Source organism: Paenibacillus zeirhizosphaerae (assembly GCF_030705605.1).
Taxonomy (GTDB): Bacteria; Bacillota; Bacilli; order Paenibacillales; family Paenibacillaceae; genus Paenibacillus; species Paenibacillus zeirhizosphaerae.
On the sequence record NZ_JAPCKK010000032.1, the window covers coordinates 48,352 to 59,754 of the forward strand.

An 11,403-nucleotide genomic window follows, 5' to 3' on the forward strand; every position below is an offset into this window, starting at 1 on the left:
ACATACTGCGGCAGGTTCAATACTGCTTGCAGTATGTTTTTTTAGCAGTAAGGTTGACAAAAACGGGTTGGGTTGATATGATTACGAGTAAAACCTACCTAATTACTCGGAAATCAGAAATGAAAATATAGCCATCTGCCAAGGAGGTACGTAACATGCCTAAAGTTGTCAATAACGTTACAGAACTTATCGGAGGAACGCCGCTTGTCCGTCTGAACCGCATCGTGCCGGAAGACAGTGCGGAAATTTATGTGAAGCTGGAATATCAGAACCCTGGATCCAGCGTAAAGGACCGTATCGCTCTCAGCATGGTCGATGAAGCGGAGAAGGAAGGGGTCCTGAAGCCCGGAGGAACGATTATTGAGGCAACCAGCGGCAATACGGGAATCGGCCTGGCGATGGTAGCAGCAGCTAGAGGGTATAAAGCTATTATTGTTATGCCTGAAACCATGAGCTTGGAACGTCGTAACCTGCTGCGTGCTTACGGGGCAGAGCTTGTATTGACTCCGGGATCTGAAGGCATGAATGGTGCGGTTAAGAAAGCGGAAGAGATTCTGCAGGAGAATCCGGACTACTTCGCCGCAGAGCAGTTCAAAAACAAGGCAAACGTAAAAATCCACCGGGAAACGACAGGTCCTGAAATTGTGGAGGCCATTCAATCCATCGGTGGGACACTGGATGCTTTTGTCGCTGGTATCGGAACTGGCGGTACGATTTCTGGTGCTGGCGAAGTGTTGAAGCAGGAATTTCCTAACATTAAAATTGTAGCGGTTGAGCCTGCGGCTTCTCCAATTCTGGCTGGCGGCAAACCGGGACCTCATAAGATCCAGGGAATCGGAGCGAACTTCATCCCTGAAATTCTGAATCAGGACATCTATAATGAAATTATTCATGTTGAGAATGAGGAAGCCTTTGAAATGGCTCGTAAAGTTGCCAAAGAGGAAGGGATCCTGTCCGGCATCTCCTCTGGGGCTGCGATTCACGCAGGCTTAAAGGTAGCAAAAGAACTCGGCAAAGGCAAACGTGTCGTTGTCATTGTACCAAGTAACGGCGAACGGTACCTCAGCACTCCTCTATATAATTTTGAAGCATAATCAGCATATACTATGGGCATCCCTCACTCCTGCAGGGCAGGGGAGAGGGATTTTTTTCGTAATAAGAATAATCAGAAGTAATGTAGAATAGGGGATTTATCTGAATGACAAAAAAAATAACCATTTCCATAACCGATTGGCAGGCTTGGCTGCAGGAAGGCTGGACCCAGCTTCCCCTGATTGCGGAAATCGATTGGCAGGAAGGGCTTCCCACGGAATGGACGGAGGCCTGGCAGACCGCTTCCCCATATTCTTTTGTGCTCGAAAGCGGCAAAGAGGGGCGTTACACTTATTTGGGCTTGAGCCCGGCGGCGGTTCTGACCGGTAAGGACGAGGAAGGGAAATGGAACGAGCTGGACAGTGGAACGGAAGGTACGCTGACGGGTCCACCTTTGGAGGTTCTTGAGGCATGGATGGCCTCTTTCAAAGCTCCACGTTTGCAGCAATTTCCGTTTTTTCATGGCGGCTTCGCAGGCTTTCTCGCCTACGATGTAGCCCGCTCCTTGGAGCGTCTGCCTGTATCCGCAGCGGACGATACTGGCTTGCCGGATTATTTGTGGCTGCGGATGGACGAGGTATGGATTTATGATCACGAAGAGCGGAAACTTTACTGTGCCATTCATATCCCGGTCTCGGACGACCTGCAGGAGAATCAGCAAGCAGTGCAGGGTTTGCTCCCGGTATTGTTTCACGAGGCGGAGCAGCATGCTGAACGGATGCTGAAATTGTGGACGGACCTATTCCAAAGCCCAAGCGGGGATCTGCGCAAAGCAATTCGTCTTGATCGGCTTCGCAGTGACCGGGATGCCGGTGGCCATGCCGGGCCGGAGGATTGGGAAGCGGCCTTTCCGCAGGATCAGTTTGAACGGGCGGTGCAGCGCATCCGGGAATACATCGGTCAGGGTGATGTATTCCAGGTGAATCTGTCGCTTCGCCAGCAGCGCAGGCTGATGGCCGCTCCCGAAGACGTGTACGAGTGGCTGCGTCTGCTGAACCCGTCTCCTTATATGGGGCTGCTGCGAACGCCCGCTTTCACACTGGCCAGCGGTTCGCCTGAGCTGTTGGTGAAGCTGGACGGAGGCCGGGTCACGGCCCGCCCGATTGCGGGAACAAGAAGGCGAGGGCGGACGCCTGCTGAGGATCGGGCGATGGCGGAGGAGCTGCTGAGCAGCGAGAAGGAGCGGGCCGAGCATATTATGCTCGTTGATCTGGAACGCAACGATATTGGGCGGATTGCCGAGTATGGCACAGTGCATGTTCCTGAACTGATGACCGTAGAATATTATTCACATGTCATGCATCTCGTTTCACAGGTGGAGGGACGGCTTGCGCAGGGTCGCAATGCGATAGATGTCATAGCGGCTGTGTTCCCGGGGGGAACCATTACGGGGGCCCCTAAGGTCCGCACGATGGAAATTATTGAAGAACTGGAGCCGGTCCGTCGCGGTCCGTATACTGGATCTATGGGATGGATTGACTATAACGGCGATATGGAATTAAATATTATTATTAGAACACTCGCCGTCAAGGACGGCATGTCTTATATACAAGCCGGCGCAGGGATTGTTATCGATTCTGATCCATACCGGGAATACAAGGAATCGCGCAATAAAGCCAAAGCCGTCATGAAGGCTGTACAGTACTGTGAAGAAGAAACCGCCTTAAGCAAGCGGAACGAACAGGAGGAGGACGGAACATGATATTGGTGATCGACAATTACGATTCCTTTACGTACAATCTGGTGCAGTATCTGGGTGAGCTGGGCGAGGAAGTTACTGTAAAACGCAACGATGAGATCGATCTGCAGGGGATTGAGGAAATGGCCCCAGATCATATTCTGCTGTCTCCGGGACCGTGTACGCCTAATGAGGCGGGGATTACGCTGGATGTCATTTCGCACTTTAAAGGCAAAATCCCAATCTTTGGCGTATGCCTTGGACACCAGGCCATTGGACAGGCATTTGGCGGTAATGTCATCCGGGCGGAACGGCTTATGCACGGCAAGACCTCTCCCATTGTGCATAAGGGCGTCTCCGTATTCGAAGGCCTTCCGTCTCCGTTTACCGCTACTCGTTACCACTCACTGCTGGTGGAAAGAAGCAGCCTGCCGGATTGTCTGGAGATCACTGCCGAAACGGCTGAAGGTGAGATTATGGGCTTGCGGCATAAAGAATATGAGGTGGAAGGCGTGCAATTCCACCCGGAATCGATCATTACCGATTACGGCCATCATATTCTGCGCAATTTCCTGAAGCGTAAAGTGGGCGCTTGAATGAAATATATCGGGATGAATGGCGTTTTGACCGATGCTGCTGCTGCCGTGGTTCACGTAAGTGATCACGGTTTTTTATACGGTATGGGCCTGTTCGAAACCTTCCGTACCTATAACGGCCTGCCTTTTCTGCTCGATCGGCATCTGCGCAGAATGTCCGAAGGCTGCAGAATGCTGGGCATTCCTTTTCAAATGAATGAAGAGGAATGGACAGAGTTGATCAGCCGCCTGATGGAGGCTAACGGATTGAAGGAGGCCTATATAAGGTATACTGTCTCTGCGGGCGAGGAGGCATTTGGCCTGCCTGTGGGGGGTTACAGCCGCCCTAATCACGTTCTGTTCGCCAGGGCGCTGCCCACGCTTTCTCCTGACCCGGCCAAGCGCAGCAAAGCGCTGTACCTGCTTCATACCCGCCGTAGTACCCCGGAAAGTGGTGTTCGGTTGAAATCGCTGCATTATATGAATAATATTGTGGCCAAAAGAGAGCTTGCCGGATATGAGGAGGCCTCGCCGCTCCCGGCGGAGGGTCTGATGCTCACCAGCGACGGATACATATGTGAAGGAATCGTAAGCAACGTCTTTTTTGTCAAAGATGGAGTATTGCATACACCGGATCTATCGACAGGAGCACTTGGCGGCATCACCCGCGAATTCGTTATGGAGCTGTCGCGCGGCCTGGGAATCCGTGCTTTGGAGGGAATGTATACGTGGAACGATCTCAAGCAGGCCGATGAAGTGTTTTTGACAGGCTCCGTTCAGGAAATTACCCCCGTGACAAGGCTGATTGAACCAGATAGACAATCCCGGAGGGTCGGAAGCGGGTCCCATGGTCCGGTTACGGAGCGGCTTCTTAGGCTCTATCATCAGAAAGCAGGGGTTAAAGAATGAATCCAATTGTGTACAAGCGTAACTATGTATGTGGTGAAATTCAGTTGCCATTAGGTGATTCAACATTGATTATGGGCATTCTCAACGTCACGCCGGACTCTTTTTCCGACGGGGGGCGCCACAATACTGTAGAACTGGCAGTTCAGCATGCGTTACAGTTGATGGAAGACGGGGCTGATCTGATTGATATTGGAGGTGAATCGACGCGTCCGGGACATGAATCGGTCAGTCTGGACGAGGAGTTGTCGCGCGTTATTCCTGTCGTGGAGGCTCTACGTCGCGAAGCGCCGCATATTCCGCTGTCCATCGATACCTATAAAGCGGAAGTGGCCAGGCAGTCGCTTGAAGCGGGGGCACATATCATTAATGATGTATGGGGCTTTAAAGCGGATCCTGATATGGCGGGAGTGGCTGCTGCCCATGATTGCCCGGTCATTTTGATGCATAATCGCAGCAATCGGGATTACATAGATTTAATGGCCGACATTCAATCCGACCTGCTGGAGAGTGTCCGCATCGCAGTGGAAGCTGGGGTACGGCAAGAACAGATTATTCTGGACCCGGGAATCGGATTTGCTAAAGATCACGCCGAGAATCTGCAGACGATGGCTTCTCTTCATAAGCTGGGCGGGATGGGATACCCGTTGCTGCTGGGGACATCCCGTAAAAGATTTATCCGTACCGTTCTGGATCTCCCAGTTGATGATGTCGTTGAAGGAACAGCCGCCACGGTCGCCTTCGGCATTGCACAAGGCTGCCAGATCGTCAGAGTACATGATGTGCGTCTGATCCGGCGTACGGCCCGGATGTGTGATGCGATGCTGTACGCGTCTCCTGACCTGCAGAGAAGATAGCATGAAATCCGTATTTACGATCATGATGGAGGTATTGTTATGGATAAGATGATATTGCAAGGCATGGAATATTACGGCTACCACGGTGTGTTCCCCGAAGAACGGAAATTGGGTCAACGTTTTTATATTGATTTAGAGCTGAGCTTGGATCTGCGGGAAGCAGGTGAGCATGACGATCTGAACAAAACCGTGAACTATGCCGAAGTGCATGAGTTGGTCAAAGGAATCGTGGAAAATCAATCGTTCCAATTAATTGAAGCCCTAGGAGAACGTATTGCATCTTCCCTATTGGACACTTATACTAGTGTCAATGCACTGACAGTTAGAGTCACGAAGCCTCATCCGCCTTTTGATATTCATTTCAAGGGTGTAACTGTGGAGCTCCATCGAACAAGAAAGTGAAGGTGGACGACATGAACGCTCATTCGACCTCTGAGTCATCAGAGGCTTATATTGCTTTGGGGGCCAATTTAGGAGATCGGGAGCATACCCTGCTCGAAGCGATCAGTCGCCTAGATGCCCATCCGGATACCCAGGTGCTGAGATGCTCCGATCTTTATGAGACGGAACCAGTAGGGTATGTAGATCAACCACCTTTTGTAAATATGGCCATTGCCGTAAGGACCACCTTAAGCCCGCTGGAGTTGCTCCATTACATGCTGCATATCGAGCAGGAGCTAGGCCGTGTGCGCAGCATTCGCTGGGGTCCCCGGACAATTGACCTGGATCTGCTGTTTATGGAGGGTGTGGCACTTCAGACCCCGGAGCTGGAGCTGCCACATCCCCGTATGGAGGAGCGGGCCTTTGTCCTGCTCCCTTTGTCCGATATTTTGATTGAGAACGATCTGTCTGGTTTAACAGATATCGTACAGTCAGCATTGAGAAAACTGGATGGAAAGGACGGCATACAGCGTTGGAAAACATGCAATTGGCGCAGCGCCTCCGCGCCTTCCGGAAGCTGAAAGGCTATACCCAGCAGGATTTGGCTCACAAAACAGGCATCTCCCTAGCAGTGCTGGGGTCCATTGAGCGCGGTAACCGGACGGCAGGACAAGATATATTAAATACGATTGCACGGGCTCTGGGAGTGACTGCCCAGGAGCTTCAACCTCATACAGACTATGAGAAAAGGAGTGAATATTGAATCATGTTGAAGATCGGCGATGTAGAAATGAAAAATCAAGTCGTGCTTGCACCGATGGCGGGTGTATGCAACCCGGCCTTCCGCCTGATCGCCAAGGAATTCGGAGCCGGTCTTGTTTGCGCAGAGATGGTGAGCGACAAGGCTATCGTTCATGGCAACAAGCGGACCCGCGAGATGTTGTTCGTGGATGAGCGGGAAAAACCGCTTAGCCTGCAAATTTTCGGCGGAGACCGGGAGTCGCTTGTGGAAGCGGCCAAAGTGGTTGATCAGGAGACCAATGCTGATATTATCGATATTAATATGGGCTGCCCTGTTCCCAAGGTTACTAAATGTGATGCAGGTGCGCGTTGGCTTCTGGACCCGAATAAAATTTACGAAATGGTATCCGCAGTAGTGGATGCCGTTGATAAGCCCGTATCCGTTAAAATGCGGATTGGCTGGGATAGCGAGCATATTTATGTGGTGGACAATGCCAAAGCGGTAGAGCGTGCGGGCGGAAAGGCTGTCAGTGTGCATGGGCGTACCCGTGAGCAGCTATACACTGGACATGCGGATTGGAGCTATATCAAGCAGGTGAAGGAGGCAGTTTCCATTCCGGTCATTGGTAACGGTGACGTGGTTACACCTGAGGATGCCCGGCGCATGCTCGATGAAACCGGATGCGACGGTGTTATGATCGGACGCGGTGCTCTGGGCAACCCTTGGATGCTGTACCGCACAATTCAATACCTTGAGACTGGGGAATTGCTGTCTGATCCAACAGCGGAGGAGAAAATCCGTGTAGCCATTCTGCACATGGACCGGCTCGTCGCACTGAAGGGTGAAGCCGTGGCTGTACGCGAAATGCGCAAGCATTTGGCCTGGTATCTTAAGGGGCTGAAGGGTTCGGCACGGGTTAAGGATATGGTCATGGAAGGGACCAAACGCGACGAAATGGTTCGAATTTTGGAAAGCTTCGTTGCAGAGCTCGCTGACCAGGCAACCCTTGTATCCTAATGGAAGAGCATTTCAGGTAAGGGAAGCTGTTCCCATTGATTATCGATTACGTTTTTGCTTTGGGTGACAATGGAGAGCGGTTATCTGGGTTTAATTGACTTTTCTATATGCTTGCCATATAATCTTTCAGTATAAAATTCTGATCGCGTTGCTTCAGGCGCATAGATCACCCCATCAACAGGAGAGAATGTTCTCATTCTCTTAGAGCGGCATATAGTGTGTAAACGGCGTGCATCCTTATGCACATTTAACTTATTCCATGACAGGAGAATCGGTTGAGATGAGCGATAAAGAAGTCATTCTGACACAGGAAGGTCTCAAGAAGCTTGAAGATGAGCTTGAGAACTTGAAATCGGTTAAGCGCCGCGAAGTCGCGGAGCGGATCAAAATAGCCATCGGTTACGGTGACATCAGCGAGAACTCCGAGTATGAAGATGCCAAGAATGAGCAGGCGTTTATCGAAGGCCGCATTATTACGTTGGAGAAAATGCTGCGCAACGCACGCATTATTAACAGCGATGAGATTGATACCGATACGGTAGGGGTTGGCGCGATCGTTACGGTTGAAGATCTGGAGTTTGGGGATATCGTGGAGTATACGATTGTCGGCACCGCAGAATCCAACCCGCTGCAAAATAAAATTTCGAATGAAAGTCCCGTTGGTAAGGCCATTTTGGGCAAGAAAAAAGGAACCGTCGTTGATGTGAACGTGCCTGCAGGCGTCATCCAATATAAAATTGTCGATATTAAAAAATAAGGCAACTGACTTTAGTTAACACAAAAAGCTTCCTTAGGGAAGCTTTTTTCTCTAGGATATATAGTGGATTGCTCCGCTACTCATAAGAAGGAGATGAAAGCTTACAATGTCGGACGAAAACATGAACCAAGAATCGCAGGAGAGCCGTGAGGAATTAAGTGAACTGCTGCAGATCCGCCGTGCCAAATTGGACGAGCTGCGTGCGCTCGGGATGGACCCGTTTGGCCGCAAATACATTAGAACCGATGAAGCCGGAGGGCTTCTGGGCAAATACGACGGCTTGACCAAGGAAGAGCTTGATGAGAAGCATGTTGAAGTTAGCATCGCGGGCCGTATTATGGCCAAACGCGGCATGGGTAAAGCCAGCTTTGCGCATATTCAGGACTTGAGCGGACGCATTCAAATTTATGTTCGTCAAGATACCGTTGTCGAGGAACAGTATAAAGCGTTCAGCATTCTGGATCTGGGCGACATTGTCGGTGTTAAAGGGGTCCTCTTTAAAACCAAAACCGGTGAAACGACCGTGAAGGTACAGGATCTGGAGGTCCTCTCCAAGTCCCTCTATCCTTTGCCGGAGAAATACCATGGTTTGAAGGATGTCGAGCTGCGCTACCGCCAGCGTTACGTCGATTTGATTATGAATCCTGAGGTGCAAAAGACGTTTATTACCCGTTCGCGGATTATTCAGTCCATGCGCCGCTACCTGGATTCCCTCGGTTATCTGGAGGTAGAAACGCCTACATTGCATGCTATCGCAGGTGGTGCGGCTGCGAAGCCATTTATTACCCACCACAATGCGCTGGACATGCAGTTGTATATGCGTATTGCTATTGAGCTGCATCTCAAACGTCTGATCGTGGGCGGCTTGGAGAAAGTGTATGAAATTGGCCGGGTATACCGGAACGAAGGGATTTCCACGCGCCATAATCCGGAATTCACCATGATTGAGCTTTATGAAGCTTATGCAGACTATAAGGATATTATGGAACTGACCGAAAATCTGGTGGCCCATATTGCGAAAGAAGTACTCGGCACATATAAGGTTGTTTATCAAGGTCAAGAGGTCGACTTGACTCCGCAGTGGCGCCGGGTATCGATGGTTGACGCGGTTAAAGAAGTAACAGGTGTTGATTTCAGCGTGCATATGACCAATGAAGAGGCGCACCGTCTGGCTAAGGAACACAAAGTCGGGGGTGTGGAGCCGCATATGACCTTTGGCCATATTCTGAACGCTTTCTTCGAGCAATTTGTAGAGGAAACGCTAATTCAGCCGACTTTTGTCACAGGACATCCTGTGGAGATTTCTCCGCTTGCGAAGAAGAATGAGCAGGATTCGCGATTCACGGATCGTTTTGAGCTGTTTATCGTAGCCCGCGAGCATGCCAATGCCTTTACGGAACTGAATGATCCGATTGACCAGCGGCAGCGTTTTGAAGCCCAATTGCTTGAAAAGGAGCAAGGCAACGACGAAGCGCACGAAATGGACGATGATTTCATTCGTGCATTGGAATACGGTATGCCGCCAACAGGCGGATTGGGAATCGGTGTGGATCGTCTCGTTATGCTCTTGACGAATGCGGCATCGATTCGGGATGTCCTGCTGTTCCCGCATATGCGCAACCGCACAACAGAATAAATCGGCAGCTTTATTTTAAAGTGAAAAAGAGGATCAGCCGTGAATGAAATGAAATTCAGCATGAAAATGACGAAGATGACATCTCCCCCTGTTGTATTGGTGGCAGGTCTTCTGACCATTATCGCCATTGGCACCTTGCTGCTGATGCTGCCGGCAGCATCCCACAGCGGACACTCTCTTTATTGGGTTGATGCTTTGTTTACCGCTACCTCGGCTGCCTGCGTCACCGGACTGGTGGTTGTTGATGTAAATACGACATTTACCATATTCGGTGAAATTGTCATTATGATCCTGATGCAGCTTGGCGGACTGGGTTTCATGACCATGGCGACCCTGTTTGCGCTAGTGCTTGGACGGCGGTTGTCCCTAAAAGACAGATTGCTTCTTAAAGAGGCCATTAATGCGGACAGTATGGAGGGTATAGTACGCATTATTCGTAAGGTGATGATTTTTTCCTTCACGATTGAGGGTATTGCAGCTGTGATTCTTGCTCTGCGTTGGATGGCGGATATGCCAGTGGGACAAGCTTTATATTATGGACTGTTTCATTCGGTATCGTTATTTAACAACGGGGGCTTTGATTTGTTTGGGAATAGTTTCATCCAGTACCGGGGGGATTGGCTGTTTAACCTGACAGCTTCTGTTTTGGTTATTTCGGGCGGATTGGGTTTTATTGTACTGAGCGATCTGTTTGATTTTCGCCGTAGACGAAGACTGTCGCTGCATTCCAAGCTGGTGCTGTCCGTTACGGGTGGACTGATTGCCCTCGGAACTCTCGTCATTTTTGTGTTTGAGTTTACCAACATGCGCACACTTGGGGCTCTGAATTTGGAGGAGAAGCTGTATTCTGCGGTCTTTCAGTCGGTATCGACGCGTTCTTCAGGTACGAGTACAATCGATATTACAGGGCTGCGACAAGCAACGCAGTTTTTCATAATGCTGCTGATGTTTATCGGGGCTTCCCCAGGCTCGACGGGTGGAGGTATTAAAACGACCACGTTTATTATCATGATGGGGGCGATTATCGCCATGGTGCGCGGAAGAAAGGATATTGTCTTTTTTAATTACCGTGTGCCCAAAGTCATGCTAATGAAGGCCCTGACCATTATTATCATTTCATTGTTTATTTTTATTCTTGTGCTTATGCTGCTCTTGATGACGGAGGACGTTCAGTTTCTTCCATTAGCCTTTGAGGCGGCATCTGCGATCGGAACGGTCGGTTTGTCGGTTGGTGTTACCCCGTATTTGACGGATATAGGAAAGCTGATCATCAGCGCTACCATGTTCATCGGCCGTATTGGTCCGCTCACTATTGCGTACGCGCTTAGACCAAGAACGGATAAACAACTGTACCGCTATCCGGAGGGGCATATAACTATCGGGTAAATGAAAGGCGTCTGAATTGTTCAGGCGTCTTTTATATTGAACAATATTAAACGGATAAGCGTGAATTAAATTCCTAAGTATGTTTTATAAAAAAAGGGTTGCAGCCTGTGCTGCAATGTGATATATTATAAATCCGGCCAAGAAAACAGAGTTACATGATAAATAAAGCTCGAAAAAAAGTTCTTGCTTTCTTGGTTGAAACATGATAAGATATAAGAGTTGCTAAGGCGATGAGCTGAAGCGATGAACGAAGTTTGATCTTTGAAAACTGAACAACGAGTGAGTAGATTTCACGAAGTGAAATCGCCCCGTGAAGGTTTTTGGTACATGTCTATGACAGTATAAAAACCGGAACGGATCATTGAGATATTTTATC

The 11,403-nt window shown here is 49.8% G+C and carries 12 protein-coding genes; all 12 read left to right on the plus strand.

Annotated elements, in window-relative coordinates; genetic code table 11:
• The first annotated feature begins 155 nt into the window (after positions 1–155).
• The 12 genes from cysK to OIN60_RS21030 all read left to right on the plus strand — a co-directional run bounded on the left by cysK (position 156) and on the right by OIN60_RS21030 (position 11,027).
• Entirely contained in the window at positions 156–1,094 is a 939-nt protein-coding gene (gene cysK / locus OIN60_RS20975) for a cysteine synthase A (protein ID WP_305756817.1), read from the plus strand.
• 104 nt (positions 1,095–1,198) lie between these two features.
• On the plus strand, positions 1,199–2,794 hold the full coding sequence (locus OIN60_RS20980) for an anthranilate synthase component I family protein (RefSeq protein WP_305756818.1): 1,596 nt from the start codon (positions 1,199–1,201) through the stop codon (positions 2,792–2,794).
• Complete coding sequence (gene pabA / locus OIN60_RS20985) at positions 2,791–3,366, plus strand: aminodeoxychorismate/anthranilate synthase component II (protein WP_305756819.1); 576 nt, start codon at positions 2,791–2,793, stop codon at positions 3,364–3,366. Before OIN60_RS20980 ends, pabA begins: the two co-directional genes overlap by 4 nt.
• On the plus strand, positions 3,367–4,254 hold the full coding sequence (locus OIN60_RS20990) for an aminotransferase class IV (RefSeq protein ID WP_305756820.1): 888 nt from the start codon (positions 3,367–3,369) through the stop codon (positions 4,252–4,254).
• Positions 4,251–5,108: a dihydropteroate synthase gene (folP, locus tag OIN60_RS20995; RefSeq protein WP_305756821.1), complete on the plus strand. Its 858-nt coding sequence runs from the start codon at positions 4,251–4,253 to the stop codon at positions 5,106–5,108. Before OIN60_RS20990 ends, folP begins: the two co-directional genes overlap by 4 nt.
• Before the next feature lie 39 nt (positions 5,109–5,147).
• Entirely contained in the window at positions 5,148–5,510 is a 363-nt protein-coding gene (folB, locus tag OIN60_RS21000) for a dihydroneopterin aldolase (RefSeq protein WP_305756822.1), read from the plus strand.
• 11 nt (positions 5,511–5,521) lie between these two features.
• On the plus strand, positions 5,522–6,070 hold the full coding sequence (gene folK, locus OIN60_RS21005; RefSeq protein ID WP_305756823.1) for a 2-amino-4-hydroxy-6-hydroxymethyldihydropteridine diphosphokinase: 549 nt from the start codon (positions 5,522–5,524) through the stop codon (positions 6,068–6,070).
• Positions 6,022–6,252 (plus strand): helix-turn-helix domain-containing protein, encoded by a 231-nt coding sequence (locus tag OIN60_RS21010; protein ID WP_305756824.1) that lies wholly within the window; start codon positions 6,022–6,024, stop codon positions 6,250–6,252. The genes folK and OIN60_RS21010 overlap by 49 nt, the downstream gene beginning before the upstream one ends.
• A gap of 3 nt (positions 6,253–6,255) precedes the next feature.
• A complete protein-coding gene (gene dusB / locus OIN60_RS21015) occupies positions 6,256–7,248 on the plus strand; it encodes a tRNA dihydrouridine synthase DusB (protein WP_305756825.1) in 993 nt (330 codons plus the stop codon).
• A gap of 280 nt (positions 7,249–7,528) precedes the next feature.
• Positions 7,529–8,005: a transcription elongation factor GreA gene (gene greA / locus OIN60_RS21020; RefSeq protein ID WP_305756826.1), complete on the plus strand. Its 477-nt coding sequence runs from the start codon at positions 7,529–7,531 to the stop codon at positions 8,003–8,005.
• Positions 8,006–8,111: 106 nt separating this feature from the next.
• Entirely contained in the window at positions 8,112–9,641 is a 1,530-nt protein-coding gene (gene lysS, locus OIN60_RS21025; RefSeq protein ID WP_305756827.1) for a lysine--tRNA ligase, read from the plus strand.
• 48 nt (positions 9,642–9,689) lie between these two features.
• Positions 9,690–11,027, plus strand: coding sequence for a TrkH family potassium uptake protein (locus OIN60_RS21030; RefSeq protein WP_305756832.1), 1,338 nt, complete (start codon positions 9,690–9,692; stop codon positions 11,025–11,027).
• Positions 11,028–11,403 lie beyond the last annotated feature (376 nt).